This window comes from Nostoc sp., from assembly GCF_036919895.1.
GTDB lineage: Bacteria > Cyanobacteriota > Cyanobacteriia > Cyanobacteriales > Nostocaceae > Nostoc.
Map to the genome: position 1 here is coordinate 71499 of NZ_JBALBW010000078.1, position 20180 is coordinate 91678.

The 20180-nt window shown below is 43.6% G+C and carries 17 protein-coding genes and 1 pseudogene; 8 read left to right on the top strand and 10 right to left on the bottom strand.

All coding sequences use genetic code 11. From position 1 onward, the window contains the following. Positions 1-32: 32 nt before the first annotated feature. Complete coding sequence (locus V7K55_RS15915; protein ID WP_334832864.1) at positions 33-1910, top strand: DNA-directed RNA polymerase subunit gamma; 1878 nt, start codon at positions 33-35, stop codon at positions 1908-1910. Between the two features lie 127 nt (positions 1911-2037). Further along, entirely contained in the window at positions 2038-6087 is a 4050-nt protein-coding gene (locus V7K55_RS15920; RefSeq protein ID WP_334832866.1) for a DNA-directed RNA polymerase subunit beta'', read from the top strand. 233 nt (positions 6088-6320) lie between these two features. Here V7K55_RS15920 and V7K55_RS15925 read toward each other — a convergent pair whose 3' ends face one another. Further along, positions 6321-6686, bottom strand: coding sequence for a hypothetical protein (locus tag V7K55_RS15925; RefSeq protein WP_334832868.1), 366 nt, complete (start codon positions 6684-6686; stop codon positions 6321-6323). 369 nt (positions 6687-7055) lie between these two features. Further along, positions 7056-7628 (bottom strand): Uma2 family endonuclease, encoded by a 573-nt coding sequence (locus V7K55_RS15930; RefSeq protein WP_334832870.1) that lies wholly within the window; start codon positions 7626-7628, stop codon positions 7056-7058. Positions 7629-7782: 154 nt separating this feature from the next. Between V7K55_RS15930 and V7K55_RS15935 the strand changes: the two genes are divergently transcribed. Next, positions 7783-9117 (top strand): hypothetical protein, encoded by a 1335-nt coding sequence (locus V7K55_RS15935; RefSeq protein ID WP_334832872.1) that lies wholly within the window; start codon positions 7783-7785, stop codon positions 9115-9117. 286 nt (positions 9118-9403) lie between these two features. On the opposite strand, the gene V7K55_RS15940 is transcribed toward V7K55_RS15935, so the two are convergent. The 4 genes and pseudogenes from V7K55_RS15940 to V7K55_RS27550 all read right to left on the bottom strand — a co-directional run bounded on the left by V7K55_RS15940 (position 9404) and on the right by V7K55_RS27550 (position 14472). Next, on the bottom strand, positions 9404-10939 hold the full coding sequence (locus V7K55_RS15940) for a tetratricopeptide repeat protein (RefSeq protein WP_334832874.1): 1536 nt from the start codon (positions 10937-10939) through the stop codon (positions 9404-9406). Continuing rightward, positions 10936-12405 (bottom strand): ATP-binding protein, encoded by a 1470-nt coding sequence (locus V7K55_RS15945; RefSeq protein WP_334832876.1) that lies wholly within the window; start codon positions 12403-12405, stop codon positions 10936-10938. Before V7K55_RS15945 ends, V7K55_RS15940 begins: the two co-directional genes overlap by 4 nt. A 168-nt stretch (positions 12406-12573) precedes the next feature. Then, on the bottom strand, positions 12574-13941 hold the full coding sequence (locus V7K55_RS15950; protein ID WP_334832878.1) for a DUF3370 domain-containing protein: 1368 nt from the start codon (positions 13939-13941) through the stop codon (positions 12574-12576). A 31-nt stretch (positions 13942-13972) separates the two neighbouring features. Continuing rightward, positions 13973-14472 (bottom strand): annotated as a pseudogene (locus V7K55_RS27550) (peptidase C15). Positions 14473-14541: 69 nt separating this feature from the next. Between V7K55_RS27550 and hisH the strand changes: the two are divergent. Further along, a complete protein-coding gene (hisH, locus tag V7K55_RS15960) occupies positions 14542-15177 on the top strand; it encodes an imidazole glycerol phosphate synthase subunit HisH (RefSeq protein WP_334832882.1) in 636 nt (211 codons plus the stop codon). A gap of 83 nt (positions 15178-15260) precedes the next feature. Next, complete coding sequence (rsmD, locus tag V7K55_RS15965) at positions 15261-15851, top strand: 16S rRNA (guanine(966)-N(2))-methyltransferase RsmD (RefSeq protein ID WP_334832884.1); 591 nt, start codon at positions 15261-15263, stop codon at positions 15849-15851. A 61-nt stretch (positions 15852-15912) separates the two neighbouring features. Here rsmD and petG read toward each other — a convergent pair whose 3' ends face one another. After that, positions 15913-16026: a cytochrome b6-f complex subunit V gene (petG, locus tag V7K55_RS15970; RefSeq protein ID WP_063721252.1), complete on the bottom strand. Its 114-nt coding sequence runs from the start codon at positions 16024-16026 to the stop codon at positions 15913-15915. A 210-nt stretch (positions 16027-16236) separates the two neighbouring features. Here petG and V7K55_RS15975 point away from each other — a divergent pair, with 210 nt between their 5' ends. Next, positions 16237-16611, top strand: a complete 375-nt coding sequence (locus V7K55_RS15975; RefSeq protein WP_163928961.1) for a c-type cytochrome — start codon at positions 16237-16239, stop codon at positions 16609-16611. Between the two features lie 363 nt (positions 16612-16974). Beyond that, the gene (locus V7K55_RS15980) at positions 16975-17772 is read left to right on the top strand and encodes a peptidylprolyl isomerase (protein WP_334832886.1); all 798 of its coding nucleotides are present in this window, start codon (positions 16975-16977) and stop codon (positions 17770-17772) included. Positions 17773-17900: 128 nt separating this feature from the next. On the opposite strand, the gene V7K55_RS15985 is transcribed toward V7K55_RS15980, so the two are convergent. From V7K55_RS15985 to V7K55_RS15995, 3 genes are read right to left on the bottom strand one after another with little or no spacing between them, the layout of a single operon-like run. Continuing rightward, positions 17901-18662, bottom strand: a complete 762-nt coding sequence (locus V7K55_RS15985) for a class II aldolase/adducin family protein (RefSeq protein ID WP_334832888.1) — start codon at positions 18660-18662, stop codon at positions 17901-17903. Further along, entirely contained in the window at positions 18646-19320 is a 675-nt protein-coding gene (locus tag V7K55_RS15990; protein WP_334832890.1) for a hypothetical protein, read from the bottom strand. Before V7K55_RS15990 ends, V7K55_RS15985 begins: the two co-directional genes overlap by 17 nt. Positions 19321-19360: 40 nt before the next feature. Next, the gene (locus tag V7K55_RS15995; protein WP_334832892.1) at positions 19361-19570 is read right to left on the bottom strand and encodes an RRXRR domain-containing protein; all 210 of its coding nucleotides are present in this window, start codon (positions 19568-19570) and stop codon (positions 19361-19363) included. A gap of 387 nt (positions 19571-19957) precedes the next feature. On the opposite strand from V7K55_RS15995, the gene V7K55_RS16000 reads away from it, so the two are divergent. Next, entirely contained in the window at positions 19958-20152 is a 195-nt protein-coding gene (locus V7K55_RS16000; RefSeq protein ID WP_334832925.1) for a hypothetical protein, read from the top strand. Positions 20153-20180: the final 28 nt, after the last annotated feature.

Sequence of the window (20180 nt, forward strand, 5' to 3'; positions counted from 1 at the left end):
AAAACTCATTATTCGGAACTCAGCATTTAAGTATGAGACCTGCCCAAACTAATCAGTTTGACTACGTAAAAATCGGCTTGGCTTCCCCCGAACGCATTCGGCAATGGGGCGAAAGGACATTGCCTAATGGTCAAGTAGTCGGTGAAGTTACCAAGCCAGAGACGATTAACTACCGAACTCTCAAGCCAGAAATGGATGGCTTATTTTGTGAGCGCATTTTTGGCCCTGCAAAAGATTGGGAATGCCACTGTGGTAAGTATAAAAGAGTTCGTCATAGAGGTATTGTCTGTGAGCGCTGTGGGGTAGAAGTCACCGAGTCACGGGTGCGCCGCCACCGCATGGGCTATATTAAACTTGCCGCACCAGTAGCTCACGTTTGGTATCTCAAAGGGATTCCTAGCTATATTTCCATCCTGTTGGATATGCCCTTACGGGATGTCGAGCAGATTGTCTATTTCAACTCTTATGTTGTCCTGAGTGCAGGTAATGCCGAAACTTTAACTTACAAACAGCTACTGAGTGAAGACCAGTGGTTGGAAATAGAAGACCAAATTTATAGCGAAGATTCTGTGCTGCAAGGCGTAGAGGTAGGTATTGGTGCTGAAGCACTGTTGCGCTTGCTTGCCGATATCAATTTAGAACAAGAAGCGGAAAGCCTACGCGAAGAAATTGGCAACGCCAAGGGACAAAAGAGAGCAAAGCTAATTAAGCGACTGCGGGTAATTGACAACTTTATCGCTACTGGTTCCAAACCAGAGTGGATGGTAATGGCTGTTATTCCCGTGATTCCTCCCGACCTGCGCCCAATGGTGCAGCTAGATGGCGGACGTTTTGCTACCAGCGATTTGAATGATTTGTATCGGCGGGTAATTAACCGCAACAATCGTTTGGCACGCTTGCAAGAAATTTTGGCACCAGAGATTATTGTGCGGAATGAAAAGCGGATGCTGCAAGAAGCAGTGGACGCTTTAATTGACAATGGTCGTCGGGGACGCACTGTAGTAGGGGCAAATAACCGACCACTGAAATCTTTGTCCGACATTATTGAGGGTAAGCAAGGACGTTTCCGACAAAACTTGTTAGGTAAACGGGTTGACTACTCTGGACGTTCGGTAATTGTAGTTGGGCCAAAGCTGAAAATTCACCAGTGCGGTTTGCCTAGAGAAATGGCAATTGAGCTATTTCAACCATTTGTAATTAACCGCCTGATTCGTAGCGGCATGGTAAATAATATCAAAGCTGCGAAAAAGCTGATATCACGTAACGATCCTAGTGTTTGGGATGTGCTGGAAGAGGTAATTGAAGGACACCCTGTAATGTTAAACCGGGCACCAACGTTGCACCGATTGGGTATTCAGTCTTTTGAACCAATCTTAGTAGAAGGTAGAGCGATTCAACTGCATCCTCTGGTATGTCCAGCATTTAACGCCGACTTTGACGGCGACCAAATGGCGGTACACGTCCCTCTATCGTTAGAAAGTCAGGCTGAAGCGCGGTTGTTGATGTTGGCTTCTAACAATATTTTGTCACCAGCCACCGGTAAACCCATCATCACACCTAGCCAAGATATGGTGTTGGGAGCGTATTACTTAACCGCAGAAAATCCTGGTGCAACAAAAGGCGCAGGAAATTACTTTTCTTCGCTAGAGGATGTAATTATGGCTTTCCAGCAAGATCAAATTGACTTGCACGCCTATATTTACGTAAGGTTTGATGGTGAAATAGAATCAGACGAACCGGATATAGAACCCGTGAAAGTGACGGAAAACGAGGATGGTAGCCGGACATTACTCTATAAGTTCCGCCGAGTCAGACAAGACGCCAAGGGTAATGTACTTTCTCAGTATATATACACAACGCCTGGTCGAGTTATTTACAATAACGCCATTCAGGAAGCACTTGCTAGTTAATTCGTAATTTCTAATTCGTAATTCGTAATTGAAAAATTAATTATGAATTACGAACTACGTAGCTTGCTTCTCGCCTCCGGCGAGTATTACGAATTATTAATTATTAATGACTCAGGACTAATGACTAATGACTAACGAAAAAATGATTTTTCGCAATCGGGTGGTTGATAAGGGTCAACTAAGAAATTTAATTTCTTGGGCTTTTACGAATTATGGTACGGCGCGAACCGCAGTGATGGCGGACAAACTGAAAGATTTGGGATTTCGCTACGCTACCAAAGCCGGGGTTTCCATCAGTGTAGATGACCTGATGATACCACCAACTAAGCGATTGCTCCTAGAAGCAGCCGAGGAAGAAATTCGCGTTACTGAAACCCGTTATCAACGGGGAGAAATCACTGAAGTAGAACGCTTCCAAAAGGTAATTGATACCTGGAATAGTACCAGTGAAGCCTTGAAAGATGAAGTAGTCGTCCACTTCAAGAAGACTAATCCCCTGAACTCCGTATACATGATGGCATTCTCCGGGGCGCGGGGTAACATCTCCCAAGTCCGGCAGTTGGTGGGGATGCGGGGACTGATGGCAGATCCTCAAGGGGAAATTATCGATTTACCCATCAAAACTAACTTCCGTGAAGGACTTACTGTAACGGAATACATTATTTCGTCTTACGGTGCCAGAAAGGGATTGGTGGATACTGCCTTGCGGACGGCTGACTCTGGTTATCTCACCCGCCGATTAGTGGACGTTTCCCAGGATGTAATTATTCGGGAATTTGACTGTGGCACCACTAGAGGTCTGGCGATTCGACCAATGACAGAAGGTGCTAAAACCTTGATTCCTCTGGGAACCCGCTTAATGGGACGGGTAATTGGCGAAGATGTGGTGCATCCGGTAACAAAAGAATTGATTGCAGCACGTAATTCCCCAATTCCTGAAGACTTGGCGAAGAAAATTGAAAAATCTGGGGTGGGTGAAGTTGTGGTGCGATCGCCACTAACTTGTGAAGCCGCACGTTCTGTCTGTCAACACTGCTACGGCTGGAGTTTAGCCCACGCCAAAATGGTAGACTTAGGCGAAGCTGTGGGGATCATTGCTGCCCAAAGTATCGGTGAACCTGGTACTCAGCTAACCATGCGGACATTCCACACTGGTGGGGTGTTTACTGGAGAAGTGGCGCAACAAGTTCGTTCTAAAATTGGTGGGACTGTCAAGCTTCCCCGTAAGCTGAAGACTAGAACATATCGGACTCGCCACGGGGAAGATGCCCTCTATGTTGAGGCTAATGGCATCATGCTTTTGGAGCCAACAAAAGTAGGTGATGTTACTCCAGAGAATCAAGAGGTTCATCTTACCCAAGGTTCAACACTATATGTATTTGATGGCAATAAGGTAAAACAAGGTCAGTTGTTGGCAGAGGTTGCCCTTGGTGGACGGACAACTCGGACTAATACAGAAAAAGCAGTTAAAGATGTCGCCTCTGACTTAGCAGGGGAAGTGCAATTTGCCGAAGTAGTTCCAGAACAAAAAACTGACCGTCAAGGTAATACCACAACCACAGCCGCACGGGGTGGTTTGATTTGGATTTTGTCTGGGGAAGTTTACAACTTGCCGCCCGGTGCAGAATTGATTGTCAAAAATGGTGATGCGATCGCTTCTAATGGAGTTTTAGCAGAAACCAAGTTAAGCAGTTTGCACGGTGGTGTGGTGCGTTTGCCGGAAGTTACCCCAGGTAAGAGTACCAGAGAAATTGAGATTATCACTGCTTCTGTAGTCTTAGACCAAGCAACGGTGACAGTCCAAAGTTCTCAAGGTCGCAATAACTACTTAGTCTCCACTGGCAACAACCAGGTATTTAACCTCCGGGCGACACCAGGCACAAAAGTGCAAAATGGTCAAGTAGTAGCAGAGTTAATTGATGACCGCTATCGCACAACCACTGGCGGATTCCTGAAATTCGCGGGTGTGGAAGTCCAGAAAAAAGGTAAAGCCAAGCTGGGTTATGAAGTGGTGCAGGGTGGGACTCTGTTGTGGATTCCCGAAGAAAGCCACGAAGTTAATAAAGATATCTCCTTACTGTTGGTGGAAGACGGTCAGTTTGTAGAAGCTGGTACCGAAGTCGTGAAGGATATCTTCTGCCAAAACAGTGGTGTGGTAGAAGTGACCCAGAAAAACGACATCCTGCGGGAAGTTGTGGTGAAGCCAGGGGAACTGCTGATGGTGGACGATCCAGAATCAGTCATCGGGCGAGATAACACATTCATCCAACCAGGTGAGGAATTCCAAGGTAATGTAGCCACGGAATTGCGCTATATCCAGTATGTGGAGACACCAGAAGGCCCCGCCCTGTTGAGTCGTCCAGTAGTTGAGTTTGCCGTACCGGATAACCCAGATGTGCCATCAACTACATCGGTAAGTCAACAAACCGGGCGATCGATTCAGTTACGGGCAGTACAGAGACTCCCTTACAAAGATTCGGAACGTGTCAAATCTGTTGAAGGTGTAGAACTGCTGCGAACCCAGCTAGTGCTAGAAATTGAGCAAGAAGGGGAACAAGACCACAATGCTTCGCCCCTAGCAGCCGATATTGAATTGGTACAGGATACCGAAGACTCAGAAGTTCAACGCTTGCAGCTAGTGATTTTGGAGTCCTTGGTAATTCGTCGAGATATTACTGCCGATGCCACCCAAGGTAGCACCGAGACCACACTTGAGGTATACGACGGGATTTCCATCGCCCCTGGAGCCGTGGTAGCACGTACCCAAATCTTGTGTAAAGAAGGGGGGGAAGTGCGGGGTGTCAAAAAAGGAACCGAAAACGTGCGTCGCTGTTTGGTGTTGCGCGACGTTGACAGAATCGTTACAAATACTAGTACTCAGCCCAAAGTAAAAGTGGGTGACTTGCTAGTAGAAGGTACAGAAATTGCTCCTGGAGTTTTTGCCCAAGAATCAGGGCAAGTAGTGGATATCAAAAATGCCCCTGCTACACCTGGTAGTGACTCAGCTTTGAGTACTAAAAACTACGCTATTACTAGCCGTATTGGTCGCCCCTATCGAGTCAGCCCTGGTGCTGTGTTGCAGATAGAAGACGGCGATTTGGTACAACGGGGTGATAACTTGGTGTTGCTGGTGTTTGAACGCGCCAAAACTGGAGATATCATTCAAGGTTTGCCTCGGATTGAGGAACTGCTTGAAGCTCGTAAACCCAAAGAAGCGTGTATTTTATGTCGCCGGGCGGGTGAAGTTAAGGTAGTTTATGCTGATGGTGGTGATGAAGCGATCGCCATTAAGGTCGTAGAATCAAATGGCGTGGTGACAGATTATCCTCTGGGGCCTGGACAAAACTTGATTGTGCCAGATGGCTCAATGGTATTAGCAGGACAACCGTTAACTGATGGCCCATCTAATCCCCACGAAATTTTGGAAATCTTCTTTAGCCTGGGTTCCGAAGATGGAATCTATGCTTGTGCTAGCCTTGCTTTGCAGAAGGTACAGACATTCTTGGTGAACGAAGTGCAAATGGTGTACCAATCTCAAGGGATTGATATTTCCGATAAGCACATTGAAGTAATTGTTCGCCAGATGACCAACAAAGTTAGGATTGATGATGGTGGTGACACCACCATGCTTCCCGGCGAATTGGTGGAACTGCGCCAAGTTGAACAGGTGAATGAAGCTATGGCAATTACAGGCGGTGCTAGGGCACAGTATACCCCAGTATTGTTGGGTATCACCAAAGCATCGTTGAACACCGACAGCTTTATCTCCGCCGCATCATTCCAAGAGACAACACGGGTACTTACGGAAGCCGCTATTGAAGGCAAATCAGACTGGCTGCGCGGATTAAAGGAAAACGTGATTATCGGGCGATTGATTCCGGCTGGGACTGGGTACAATACCTATGAAGAACCTGGTGCGATCGAAGATTATGCTACTGAAATTAGCAGTAGTGTCTTAGATGAAGTTAACGATCCCCTCGATATGGTATTAGATGACCGCACAGCTCGCGCCTATAATTTAGACTCTCCGACTCTTGGCGAATCTGGTTTTGGTAGCAGACGTGCAGAAAGGTCAGTTCTAGATGAGGAAGATGAATTAATCGCCGATGAAGTAGTAGACGACGACGATTTCGAGGAAGAAGAGGAAGACGACGAGGATGATTTCGACGAGGAATAAAGGCTTGAAATCTCGCGTCTTGATTAAAAGGTAAAAACTGAAAAGGCAAAAGAAAATCTTCTTTTGCCTTTTTATTTTGCTTTCTAAAAACACACAATGAGCAACTGTACAGATAGCTAGCTTTTTTATATTTGCGATCGCAACGAAGTGAAGCAATCACAAAATCTCTGCGATTACTTCACTTCGTTGGTAATGATAAGTATTCATCCGAACTTGATAGTATTCTTAGATGCTTAAAAGAAGACTAGCTTATATGTATCACCAATTTTACCAATAGGAGCAGAAGCTGAAATATTTTGATATTCGTCTTGATAGGTTAGATTACAAATACACTCAAGCTGTACTTTGTCAGCAAGCGTCTTTAAAAATCTCTCTCTATCTGACTCTGACAATTCAACTTCACTTGTTGTTACTTGCAAGTCTTTATCCTTAAAACCAATAAATGGAAGTAAGAGCATTTTCTTGAATAGATTGCCTGCACCTGCATTATTAAACCCTTCAAATGTCTTGTCAGAGAAATACATTAGTTTTAATATGTCTTCTTCAGTTCCGCTTTTGATAGTATCAGTCAACTCTTGGATGAAAACGTCGAGATTCATCTTGCTTTTACCTCAGAATTAGCTTGAGTCATAACATAACCCTTAATGTCAATTAGGAATAAGAATTAAATAACATACAATTTATGTTCCTGGTTTACCTCACCCTCAATCCCTCTCCTTATAAAGGAGAGGGAAGCTAGAGACAGGATGAAGTTTTGCATCTTATTTTAATCCACCTTCCTTAAGAAAAAAGGCGGGATAAGTAAGAAGATGAAAGTTACCAGCTTTTCACCTCAGTTAATAAGATTTGTAGGTTGAGTTGAACGTTCGCGCAGCGTCCCGTGGGGAAGTGAAACCCAACATCAACTTTTTGGATTTTAAATTGTTAAAAGGTAGTTTATCCAAAACCATTCAATTCCAATCAGTCAATTAAAGTGATTCAAAAGTAACATCCTCATATAAATCTGTAACAGCACACCGAAAATCTACACTTGCCAGGTGAATGATATCTTCTTTTCCATAGGGATAAAGTACCCATTGTCTCTCTGAGTTGCGGCGAAAGCACTCAACATTTAAGCGAGTTTGGCTCACAAGTACATATTCCTGAAGTGACTCTATCTGTCGGTAGTCAGCAAATTTATCGCCTCGGTCGAAGGCTTCTGTTGTTGGAGATAGTACTTCTACAATTAAGCTGGGATAACGCAGAAAGTTATTAAAAGCTTTATCTCGTTGGTCACAACTTACCATCACATCGGGGTAGTAATAGATATTAATGGACTCAATATGTGCTTTTGTATCTGAGATATAACTCTGACAACCACTCCCACGCAAATGATTTCTCAGCATTGAAGCAATATTAAGAGAAATAATTACATGACCATTACTTGCTCCTGCCATTGCATAAACTTGTCCCTGTCTATATTCATGTTTAATAGGACTAGTTTCTTCTCCTTTGAGATAGTCTTCTGGAAAAATACAGCTAGAATTTGGGATTGCGACCATCTGGAATAACCTTGTATGATGCGTTGTATCTAGTTTAAGATAAGTTTTATAGCCAAATATGCTATGTACACGCCACCATAAATCTAGCAATAGCTAGATGCTGTAATTCTCTCAAACGCTATAATCTACATCTGTCGCACCGAGAGATTAACTTGTGGATGTCATATTAGAACGATCGCACCAATTAAAACAAGCCTTAGTTGATTTTGTCCTTGATGCTGAAGGCGAACTAGCAAAAGCACTGGAAACTTATGCAGCAGAACAGTCACGCCGTGGAAGTGGGGATAGTACGCAGCAGGATTTAATCATCGATAGCTTTCTGACTGTCGGCAAAGTCGGCGATAAGTCCCCATTAGAGTTATTTATTGAAAGCCATCCAGATTTAGAAGAGAGCGATCGCAACCTGATCGAAAGCTGGCATCATAGTTTTATTGGCTTATTTGCCATTAGTAATATCCTACCTGATGGCTTTGAATTGACTAACTGGTTGACAGATAAACGCTACATTGTCAAGCCAAACAATACCCAAATATTACAGGCAATATCTCGGTTGAAAGTAGGAGAAATTTTACTAACTCGCATTTCTCCTGTCACCGATAGCTACTGGATGTTGTCTGGCCCCTACACAATAATGGGCAAATTAGGTAAACCAAAACTGGCTGTAGCAATTGGCAATTTCAAAGAAAACTATAAAAGTAATCTTTACAGCGATGCTCCAGACTTGCTAGAAGAAGCTTGGCAGTCAGTAGGAAAATATCATCAGCAGTTTGTGGACTTTTTTGGCTCTGATGAAATCACCCTATCTGGATACCATCTGAATAAAAAGATAGCGGAATTTCAAGAAGTAATTACCGAAAAAACCCTTGCAGCCGCAGGAATTGATCCTTCTAAGTCTTTGGCTGAAGTGGCAGAAGCAGCTGGCATTGGAGACGAGGAAATCAAAGCAGCAGCACAAGAATTTGGTGCTGATTCCAACGTCGTCTCTCAGATATTGAACAGCAAAAGCGGCAATAGCAAAATGGTGATGCCAAAGGTTGATTTGCCTGCTGAACTCAAGAAAGCTGAACAGGTAACAGCCCTTTCTCATCCCCGTTGGGGACAAATGTTTTTACCAACATATAGTAAGATACAAGCAATATTATCGGCAGATGACTGGCAAAGTATTCAAGGAGCGGAAAAACTAGTTCGCTACTATCTCGAAGATAAAAGTATTAATGCCTTTATTTGGCATCGATTAGCGCAACAATATCCGACTCAATTAGAAAATGTGTTGCAAACATTTTTACAACGTCCAGAATTTAGCCTTGAAAGCGACTTGGATAAGCTTTTGCAAGAATTCCACAAACCTATTGAGCCAGAGTTACCAGATATTGCCAGTGTACCCATACATTTGCATAACTTATTTCAGGAAGCTTTAGGAGAAGTTAGCAAATCTAAGCCCAAGGGTAAGGGGCAACAAAAGCCAGCAAAGGGTTTTCAAAGAGGTTAGTAAATATATAGAAAACCTTACCATACACACGTAGTATTAGTACTCGGCTATAGCAAAGGTACTAGTACCGCAAGGCAGAATTCAAAATTCAAAATTAATGCAGCGTGAGCGTTTCGTTGATTTGGAATGGTCTGTTTATTTCCGCCGTGTTGTACTAGTGCAACACGGCAGGAGTCAATAAAGCTTATATAGTGAGCTTTTTAAATTAAACTGGATAGTTATTTCTGCCGTGCTGCACTAGCTTTTTATCTCTGGTAGATACTTTTAGATTGCCTTAGCGAACAAATTACTCAATGAATTTGTTCAAATGAATAAAGCTGAGTTTTAACAAATATTTGAAAAATCTTTTGATAATTAAGGCTAACAATAACTTACTATCTCCACCGCGCCAAGGAGGGAGAGCGATGAAACTAGCAACGATAAAACGTAGACTATGGACAAACTTACCCGTTTCGAGGTAAGCCAATCCCAAAACAGCCAGTGCAATCCCTTTAAATAAAGAATTGTTAACGTTTTGAGCGATCGCTAAAGCCTGTTCTCCATAATCTATGGCTTGAGGAATCTCTCCCATTGCGCTATGGAGATAAGAAAATTGTGATAACGACTGAGATTCGTGGTGTGGATAGTTAAATTGACGGGCAAGACTCAGACACTGACGAGTTTTTTCCATCGCCAGTTGAACTTCATCTTGCCAAATATGAATAAAAGCTAGGGTTAGTAAGGCATAACACTGAGCGCTGATATCACCATTCTGTTGATTAATTTCTAAAAGTTCTTGTCCGCAGTTGATGGCGGCTTGAAAGTTGCGCTGATAGCAGTAGACTAAGCCTAGATTCACTAATACGGCACTAACTTGGCGGCAATTGCGGTTTTGGTGTCGCTGTTGGTACTGTTGCTGTAAGGCATCCAAGGCTTTTTGGCGTTTTCCCAACTGAGCATTGGCGACTGCAAGCCGTCCAAGAGCGTACCATTGTGTTTGGGTATCATTGATGGTATGAGCGATCGCTAAAGCTTGCTGACAATAATAAATAGCCTTTCGGTAACGTCGCAGGTGAATTTCTAGATACCCCAGAGTCGCAAAGGTTTGACCCCTCTCAACTGCTGTAGACGGGCATTCACCATAACTATCTTGCTCCCATTCTAAACTTTCTACTGATATGGCATTCCCCGATTTAGTGCTAGAGCGAGATTCATCAATTCGATCTAATACCTGCAACTGCTGCTGACAGTAATTCCAAGCTGTTTGATATTGTCCCCAATTGCCATAGCAAAGCCCTAAACCCCCCAACGCTTTAGCTTGAGCTTCTGCATTGTGATTCTCTGTTGCTAGTTGTAATAAACGCTGGTAGTGACTAACTGCTGTTTGATACTGGCAGAGATGGGTATAGGCATAGCCTAGATTATTCAGACAAAGGCAGTCCAATTCATGATTGGCTTTACCTAACAAAGGTTGACACAAATCAATCTGTTCTCGATATAATCCCCAAATGCCAAGCTGCTGATGTAGCGGCAAATTCCGATCGCTATCAAGACGAACGAATAAAATTTGACGAATTAGATCCCAGGCTTCAAGCTGCCCTAAATGGTAAGCAGCTTCTAGGTAGCCTCGCACTTGCTCTAATTGAGAGGCTTGGCGATCAGGTTGATAATGCTTAAGCCAGTAAATAGCTGCTCGGAAATGCGCTTTTTGATGAAGAGTAGGTTGTCGGTCAAGATCGTTGGCGCTATCTAGAACCAATTGTCCTGTCGCTGTAAAGCAACAGTTCAAAATCTCTGTCTCTGTAAATGTCTTCAGTTGCAACTCTCGATCTGAAACGTTCATCGGGCTGCCTTTGACTCAGGATTGGTAAGATGCTGGAGCGCGATGCTGCGAATCAAACTGTGGAGTCGATACAAAACCCGACCAACAGTATAATCTGTTTCTAGTAAAAAGCGGCGTTGTAAGGTTTGAAATGCTGCTAATTGCGCTTCTTTGGAAGAATCTGCAATTAAAATTAACCAGGCCGTTCGTTCTACAGAGCATCGATATGTAGCTCCCATACAAAGCAGAACGTAAGCTAAATGAAATGAAACGTGCAGACGGGTAAATGTCCTTTCGACGCGGCACTTAACTAGATCGGTTAAACTGACGCTGTAATTGGCTAAAGTTACTGAATCTGCGGTTGAACGTAAATCAGAAGCCTGTTTTTGTTGTTCGATGGCGATCATCTCTTCCCCATAATCGTGCCAGTAGGCTTGGATGTCGCAATTGTATGGACTTTCTCGAATTTCTCCAGCGATTACCCGCAAGGCCAGAGGATGACCTTCATAAACCCTAATGATGCGCTGGAGATATTCATGTTCGGAGGCTGTCTGAGGATGAACCTCCCAAATCCCAAAAAGTTCGAGGGCTTCTTCGGGATTTAAGCCTTTGAGCCATTCTAGGTGCGATCGCTCTAAATACCGTCCCTCGACCATCACAGGGAGTTTATCCTGAGAAGTTAGAATCAGACGGGATGGCATTGTTTCTGCTTGCGTAAACAGATCAAAAAACTTGGCAAATAAGGGATCTTTGTAGTGAAACTCGCCACGATCGCCCATTTCGAGAATTTCCTCAACCATATCAAGAACGAGCAAACAGGCATGGGTTTGCAAATACGTAACGAGGTCAATGACCAGTTTTTGAGAATTCTGTCCTAACTCCGGCTCTGATGGCATCTGCTCCTCTAAGAGTTGGTGAGCAAACTGTTTAAATATATGCAAATTGTCATCAAAGCGAATTAGTTTAAGCACCGGCCAGGTATGAGCCATTGCTGGTTCTAAGCCCAGTCGAACCGCAAGGGATGACTTACCAATACCTGTAATCCCGACTAGCATCAGTACACGGCAATTGCTCTGAATCTTCTTCCTCAGTGCATCAACTAACAATTCACGCCCGATCCAGCGAGTTTCATCCTCTCCAATCAAAGAAGTAGAATATTCTGGTGATGGCGAACTCCCTAATGGTTTAACTTCTGGTCTAGGAGAAGCTGATTGACTGGGGAACTTAGATTTTTGATGTTTAGCGTAATACTTGAGGACACTTTGAAAGTTTAATTTTGTCACTTTCTGTCCCAGATTAGCTGAGAGCATCTGCCAAAGTTGCGAACCAGTATCTTTAATGTAGCCATAGTCATAGTCAAAACCATTGGCAATCTCCATGTAAGACCGTCCTTCCCAAGACTGGGAAAAGACAATCTTTTGTACCTTATTCAGCTGCTCTATCTCTAAAATCTCTTCAAGGATATTTAGTGCCTCATCAACAGTCATTTTTTACAATTAAATTTCTGGGATACCTATTCCTACTCGTTCCCCAGTAGTCATTCCGCACTGCTAAAGATGAATTAGCGTGGATGTTTACAGTTACGGCAGCTTTATTATTTCAAAAAATTTTAATAGGTAATTGGAGAAAAGCTATACCTAATTACCTATGATTCATTACCGACTCTGCGCCTGAGTTGACACTGTTAAGACTTGTGGTGGCGTAGCATCCGGCGGATAAAGAAAGTCTACTTCTACTAAAGAGCGATCGCCAGCTTTCATCTTTAATGAAACTAACGGTTCTCCTGGTTGACCTCTCTTTTGCACTAAATGTACAAATTGAGTTTGTGGCTGACCTTGGTCATCTTTATAACGTACCCGAACTGTCCCTCGGAAAAATACTTCACGGGCTGGTATATTCAAAAAGCGTAACCCTGGTTTGCCTAACTCATTCTCCTTGAGTGGGGTTTGTATGGATACACTCACAGTTTGAGAAGTTTGAGTATTGTTGTATAGCGGCAACTTCAGATTATATTGAATTCCATAGTTGCCATGAGCGCGATATGCGGTGTCAGGATAGCGCACCAGCATCGGCGCACTTTGAATTTGACCAGTTCCCAATGTTCCGCCATGCACCGTACTCAAAGCGTAAGAAAATACTTGACCAGGCTGAGGAATAGTCAGATACCTAACTTTAGGATTATCCACTAATAAGGCTCTCCATCGCGAACCACTAGCTACTCCAGCAACCCGCCCATAAATTATCGGCTTGGCAGTTTCTTCTAGGGGAGTGGGCGCTTTATCTCGTGGCCCAGCCAGATCGCCATTATCTAGTAAATTCTGCCACTCTTCTAAAGTAGGCGATCGCTCACTGCCATCAGGATTCACCTTTGCAAACATGGCGAGGCTAGCTGCATAAACAATGCCATTACTTTGCAATCGGATCAATGTAGACCGACCATTCAGAGGCGGTGTCAATCCCTGCACAGGAATTGGTAAATTTAGTAACATCCGACTTTGCTTTGCTGGAATCTCAATTTGGTTCGGGAAAATCTCTTCTCGTAGTCCCCTCAACACATCAGACATAACGCGATCGCCTGGGCCAGCAAAAATTGTCCCTAAAGGATTTTGGCTAAAGGATGGTAACTGAATAAATGGTGCATCCGGTTGACTCAAATAACTCGCCGCCTGCAAAATATTCACCTTTACTGCTTCCGAAGCAGGGTTGTGCAAAATTATCCCTAAATAGAGCGAGCGCAAATTTTCTGGAGGTTCAGCCCTAGCAACGTGATGGGCAAAAATATCAAATCGTCCTCGAAAGGGAAAATTCAAATGCGCTGTTGGCACTTTTTTGCCTTCTGGTGGAAAAGTGGAGAGCAAAATTCCTTCTTTCAACACCAATTCTGGACTATTGCTGTTAAAGGTTGGTACTGTATCCAATTTACCTGGTAGAGGACGTACTTCTTGTGGTTGTACGACTTCTTCAGGTGCTGGTGTCGCAGGAGTTGATTGAGCAATTGGGAAAATTAGTAACAATGGCAACATATACTTAGATATTTCTTTCACCATACAGACATTAACAACTTGATGAAAGTGCCAGTTTGTTAATAATTAATACGAAATCCCAAGAATCCCCATCAAATTTTCTTGGTTTAGAACGGGAATGTGGATAAGAAGATAACGGATCGTGAGTTGATTTTGGTCTAAGTAGTCCAAGACTGAATAGTAAAGACAAACTTACCACAGTCGTGACTAATCTGAATTGCCACTTCTTTCCGCACTAATTTTTCTATATCAACTTCTACTTTATCTACAGCTAGCAAATGCTTCCACACTTAATTGTGTAAGGATTCCAGCCTGCCCATAACAGATGATGTATTCAGGTTGAATTGCATTGATTTTTTCCATTACCTGAGTATTGGCAAGTTGCACATCTCCGGGTAACTGGCGTAAAAAACTTAAGTCATCTGGTATCAGATCGAGTTTGGTAACTTCAAGTAATAAATCATCAGCAGAATTCGACTGTTGATCTTTTAGGCAAATGTCAAAAGAAGTTAATAGAATTCTTTTCTTAATATCAAATATTATTTAGAATAGAAAAACATAGAAGAACCCTCCAATAATAAATTTACAAGGAGCAGGTGAATGCCAGTAATTGCGGTCGTAGATTATGAGATGGGAAATTTGCACTCAGTCTGTAAAGGCTTAGAAAAAGCTGGGGCAACTCCTAATGTTACTTATTCTCCAAAGGAATTAGAGCAGGCAGATGCAATAGTTTTGCCGGGAGTGGGAGCATTTGATCCAGCAGTGCAACACCTGCGATCGCGTGGTTTGGAACAACCTATTAAAGACGCGATCGCATCTGGTAAACCTTTCTTAGGAATTTGTTTAGGATTGCAAATTCTCTTTGAATCAAGTGCAGAAGGTACGCAACCAGGACTAGGAATTATTAAAGGAAAAGTGCGGCGCTTTCGTCCAGAACCTGACATCACTATTCCTCATACGGGTTGGAATCAGCTGGAAATGACTCAGGCAAAAAGTATTTTGTGGGAGCATTTACCGGCCGATCCTTGGGTATATTTTGTCCATTCTTATTATGTTGACCCAATAGACCCGCTAATCCGTGCAGCAACCATCACCCACGGGACTCAAACCGTCACAGCTGCGATCGCTCACGAAAATCTGATGGCAGTTCAATTTCACCCCGAAAAATCCTCTAATATCGGATTGCAAATCCTATCTAATTTTGTTGCTCAAGTCCGCGAAAAAATTCCTGCCTAAACTCTTTTTGTCATTTGTTCTTTGTCCTTTGTCTAAAACTAATGACCAATTACTAATGACTAATGACCAATGACTAATAACCAATGAGCCTGAGAATTTACGGGAATCGCCAGCTAAAAACTTTACCAGGGAAAGAAACTAGACCTACCAGTGCGCGGGTAAGGGAGGCAGTCTTTAATATTTGGCAGGGAGAAATTGCAGGTTGTCGCTGGCTAGATTTGTGCGCCGGAACTGGTTCAATGGGCGCAGAGGCTTTGTGTAGAGGAGCTAGCCTAGCAGTGGGAATTGAACAATCCAGCCGAGCCTGTGCCACCATTCAACAAAATTGGCAGCAGGTAGCTAATGCCGAGCAAGAATTTCGGGTATTGCGGGGAGATATTACGCAGCAGTTAAAGACTTTATCAGGCAAGCAATTCCATAGAATTTACTTCGATCCACCTTATGCCAGTGGATTGTACCAGCCAGTATTAGAAGCGATCGCTCACCATCAACTCTTAGATCCTAGTGGCGAAATCGCAGTTGAACACGCCTCACAAGGTTGGATACCGCCAGAGATTCCCGATTGGGAAATTTGCCGCGAGAAAGTTTACGGCAACACATCACTTACTTTCTACAGAATTCGGAGTGAGGAATCAGGGGCAAATAAAGGAGATGAGGAACAACATAACTCCTAACTCTTCACTCCTAACTCCTCACTCCTAACTCAGCACTGGGAACTCAGCCCTCACTGCTTCCTCAACCGCCCAACTGATTGGGGCGCTTGTATTGCTTATAGGCAGCGTAAAACAGTCCGGCGAGGGTGACGAAAACTAGACCAAGGACAATACCTGATAGCAGGGGTTCAACCACTGGAAATCTCCTCTTTGTAATTATTAAATATTCGTTGCCTGTTTTTGATTTTACCAAATTTGGTATGAATCCTGCGCCCTACAGACTTTTTGGAAGGCGACTGCTCAAAAGAAAATAGTCTTCTGTGCTTGCAGACACCATCAAGAACTTTTAAGCTATGTGTAGGAAAAGAAAACTTTTTAGCACACCTAGACTTTCACCGCAAACCTTTTGGATAACCAGATTACCAAACCTGAAATTTTGATTCAGCGCATCGTTTTATTGACGCTGGCCATACTGCTATCAGTCCCTTTGGGCTTTTTTGGTGTTCAGTTGGTTCAAGCCTCCGATCCCTATGTCAAGAGTGTTTTATCCCTAACAGGAAACCCAGTTCAAGGACACGCGATCTTTCAAATTAACTGTGCTGGTTGTCACGGCTTGGAAGCAGACGGGCGAGTAGGGCCAAGTTTGCAAGCTGTTTCCAAGCATAAGTCTCAATATGGATTGATTCATCAGGTAATCAGTGGCGAAACGCCGCCAATGCCAAAATTTCAGCCTAGCACCCAAGAAATGGCAGATCTTTTGAGCTATTTAGAGTCGTTGTAAATGATTTCTGGAATGTCATTGTGAGCGAAGCGAAGCAATCCCAAGGGCTACGATTGCTTTGCTTCGCTCTCAATGACGGGTTTTGGATCATTTATTTTTTGGAACACTCTTACTCGCTTACAAAGATTATCCCACTTAGCAAGCCACAGAAAAACGACAGTCTGAGTTTGTCAGCTTTTTGCCACCATCAGTGGTTATCAGGAATTAAATGAACGAAAAAACCGATTAACTGCTGCCAAGATATCGGAATTACTAGTGAGGTTACTGTACCTAACTCGGTAAGATTAAGACAAAAGCTCCTAGCGAATGGCTACCATTTAGCTTCTTTAACAAACCAGATATTCTTGAGATGCCCGAAAGCTAATGACTGAAGCGATCCAAATCGGTAATCGGACAATCACAGCGAGTGAACTGATTTCCTTGCTGGCAAGTTACCAAATGCTGCCACAGTTGCAGCGAGAATTGATCATTGATGAGGCGATAGAGCAAAACTCACGCTCCGAGAAGGTAAGGATAGAGTGTACACCTGAGGAAGTAGCCCAGGCCAAACAGCAGTTTTACGCCGAAAAACAGTTCAAAAATGAAGAAGACATTCAGGCTTGGATGGCACATCAAGGGCTGATTCCTGAACAACTAGAAGTTATTACCACTCGTAAGCTGAAAATTGAAAAATTCAAGCAAGCTAATTGGGGTAATAAACTAGAATCCTACTTTTTTCAGTCCAAGGCAAAACTAGACAAAGTGATTTATTCACTACTACGAACTCAGGATGTGGGAATTGCCCAAGAACTTTACTTTCGGATTCAGGCAAAAGAAAACTCTTTTGCTGACTTAGCACGGGAATACTCACTCGGGCCAGAAGCCCAGACTGGTGGCTTAGTTGGCCCGATTGAACTGAATGCACTACATCCAGTAATGGTGCAAATGCTCTCTAGCAGTCAACCAAGTCAGATATTGCCCCCTACCCGCATCGCTGACTGGTTCGTGATTTTGCGACTGGAAAAATTTATCCCCGCACAACTGGATGAATTTATGAAAGTGCGCCTCTTGAATGAGCTCTTTGAAACCTGGCTACAAGAACACCAAAAACAAATAATGTCTGCACCACGAGGGGAGGCAGGGGCACAAGGACAGGGAAAGGGCGATCAACCTTTAACCTAAGTATGAGGACTCGCTTCCCATACTTGACTTCAAAAGTGCAGTACATAATGGGAAATGGGACTTCAAAAGAATAGAGGGAAGTGGGTAAATTTATACTTCCCCGTTTATTATCCCAGTGCCAAAAAACATTAATTCAGCAAATCAGGTTCTTCGCGAACAATTCTGTCGTAAAGGGGCTGGAAACCGAACCACCCACTTGTCCGTGAACCCACTTGAGTTTGGGTTAAACGGGCTGTTTCGTGTTTGATAGTAGTTGGTCTACCGGCAGCTTCTGCCAGTAGTTGGGCTTGGCACGATCGCTCTAAGCTAATGTACCAATAGGCAGCTTCATCTACCGTATGTCCCACAGTTAAAATACTGTGGTTACGGAGAATTATGGCTTTCTTTGGCCCCAAAGTTTCCGCCAGTCTCAGACCTTCAGAAGTTTCTAAAACCACACCTGTGAAATCATCAAATAGCGCGTGGTCTTCGTAAAAAGCACAGGAATCTTGAGTCAAGGGGTCAAGGAGACGACCCAAACTAGACCAAGCTTTACCATAAAGTGAATGGGCGTGAGCCGCCGCAATTACATCAGGTCGAGCTTCATGAATCTGAGAATGGATGGCGAAAGCGGCTCGATTTACTTCGGCATCGCCTTTAACCACCTCACCTTCTCTGTTAACTAAGATCAGGTCAGAAACTCGGATGTGACCGAAATATGTTCCTAATGGATTGACCCAAAAATGGTCTGTAAATTCTGGATCGCGAGCTGTAATATGGCCTGCAACTCCTTCGGTGAACCCAAACTTACCAAATAGGCGGAAAGCTGCGGCGAGGCGTTGCTGACGGTGCAGACGTTCGTCTTCAATTCGCTCAAATATAGGAGGTTGTGGTCTATCGTACCTGGGCATGTTCTTTTTCCTCTTCCTCTTTACAGGGAGCGTTAGAATATCCAGAGCGAAAGGATTTGACGCTATGAGATTCTGGGATGAACTGGTGACGCAGGATGCAGCCAGTATCATTACCCAGAATATGAATAGATACAGATGCGCTCTGGGATGTAGTTTTGACGGCGTGGATGTCACCATCTGGGGGTAAGAGGCGGTAGATATCCCCTGGTTGAAGCCTACGCACTTCAGTTACTTGTAATTGTGCGTGTCCTTCAGCATCGCCGTTGTCTACACGGCGATAGACTGTTTCTTCTTGATTGCCTTTGTATAAACCAATCAATCCCCAGGCTAAATGGTCGTGGACGCGAGTCGTGGAACCTGGGGGAATCACCAAACTGAAGACTGAGAGGGAGCGGTCTTTGGCGCGATAAAGGAGCCACTGACCTATACCGCCGCCCATCTTGCTTTCAGGATTAATTTGGGCAAACTTTTCAGGTAGCCATTCCTGTTGGGCAAGCAGTTCTTGAAAATATGGTTCTAATCTGGCGAGAGTTTGTGGGCGATCGCACTGCTGACGATCGCTAATTTCTCGCACTGTTGCTATAAAGGATAGTAATTCCTGGCTCTCAATAAACCATTGGTCTTCTGGTAATGGTTCCAAAATGGTATGGTTTCTCATCTATAATTCCTCGGTTTTGGAGGTGACTAAGATTAAGTAATTACGGATTACGAATTATTTTAATGCTGGGGTGAATCTTAAAGCCAAGTTGCTCAAGTTTTAGATGAGATAGAGACTCCTTGAGAATGATAGTAAAGGGATACCGTTGAAATACAGTAGCTTTACCTTGTGACAATAGCAGCCTAGCATGGCTAATGTGTACTGGATACAACGGTTGTTGGTTGGCATTGAGAATGAGGACTTTAGTCATGCAGTTTTGAAATAATCAAATTATTTACAAAAGTTTTCAGATATTTAAGCATAGGAATGGCGAGTAGTTAAATTGCTTGAAAAGACTCTGCGTACCTCTGCGTTTGAAAATACTACAATTTTCCGCAAAGCTTTACTAAGCAATAACAGCTGCTTGTCGCTCCCGCTTTTGCACTTCTGCCCGGATTAGGGGAATCACGTCACAACCGTAAGCTTAAGCCTGTTTCCTACTTCAAGATTTCTTGACTCTCGCGTTATCATCTGAAAAAGATGCAACTATTGCGATCGCGGGGAGGTCTTTCTCACTTTGAGAGTTCCAACAACTAAATCATCCCGTAAAATAGACAGGCGGAAACCCTGCTCGATATAAAAAATATGGGAAAATTTTTTGGGAATCCCTCAAGACTCAGGAATCGCTACTTATCTGCTCACTCAGGAATCAGGACTCTTTATGTTAGCAGGCACAATTTTGCAGGATGGAAAATATACCCTAATTCAAGAAATAGGGCGGGGTGGCTTTGGCATTACGTTTAGTGCGATTCGTTGGCTAGTGAATCACGGTATCCAGTCCGTAAATAACTAACCCAGCCCGTCAGCAGATTACTGACACT

Excerpts from the sequence above, each read along its gene's own strand:
- V7K55_RS15990 (WP_334832890.1), bottom strand. The coding sequence starts at position 19,320 with ATGAGAAACCATACCATTTTGGAACCATTACCAGAAGACCAATGGTTT.
- V7K55_RS15940 (WP_334832874.1), bottom strand. The coding sequence starts at position 10,939 with ATGAACGTTTCAGATCGAGAGTTGCAACTGAAGACATTTACAGAGACA.
- V7K55_RS15945 (WP_334832876.1), bottom strand. The coding sequence starts at position 12,405 with ATGACTGTTGATGAGGCACTAAATATCCTTGAAGAGATTTTAGAGATA.
- V7K55_RS15925 (WP_334832868.1), bottom strand. The coding sequence starts at position 6,686 with ATGAATCTCGACGTTTTCATCCAAGAGTTGACTGATACTATCAAAAGC.
- V7K55_RS15985 (WP_334832888.1), bottom strand. The coding sequence starts at position 18,662 with ATGCCCAGGTACGATAGACCACAACCTCCTATATTTGAGCGAATTGAA.
- V7K55_RS15980 (WP_334832886.1), top strand. The coding sequence starts at position 16,975 with ATGACTGAAGCGATCCAAATCGGTAATCGGACAATCACAGCGAGTGAA.
- V7K55_RS15930 (WP_334832870.1), bottom strand. The coding sequence starts at position 7,628 with ATGGTCGCAATCCCAAATTCTAGCTGTATTTTTCCAGAAGACTATCTC.
- rsmD (WP_334832884.1), top strand. The coding sequence starts at position 15,261 with ATGAGCCTGAGAATTTACGGGAATCGCCAGCTAAAAACTTTACCAGGG.
- V7K55_RS15915 (WP_334832864.1), top strand. The coding sequence starts at position 33 with ATGAGACCTGCCCAAACTAATCAGTTTGACTACGTAAAAATCGGCTTG.
- V7K55_RS15995 (WP_334832892.1), bottom strand. The coding sequence starts at position 19,570 with ATGACTAAAGTCCTCATTCTCAATGCCAACCAACAACCGTTGTATCCA.
- V7K55_RS15920 (WP_334832866.1), top strand. The coding sequence starts at position 2,038 with ATGACTAACGAAAAAATGATTTTTCGCAATCGGGTGGTTGATAAGGGT.
- V7K55_RS15950 (WP_334832878.1), bottom strand. The coding sequence starts at position 13,941 with ATGTTGCCATTGTTACTAATTTTCCCAATTGCTCAATCAACTCCTGCG.
- hisH (WP_334832882.1), top strand. The coding sequence starts at position 14,542 with ATGCCAGTAATTGCGGTCGTAGATTATGAGATGGGAAATTTGCACTCA.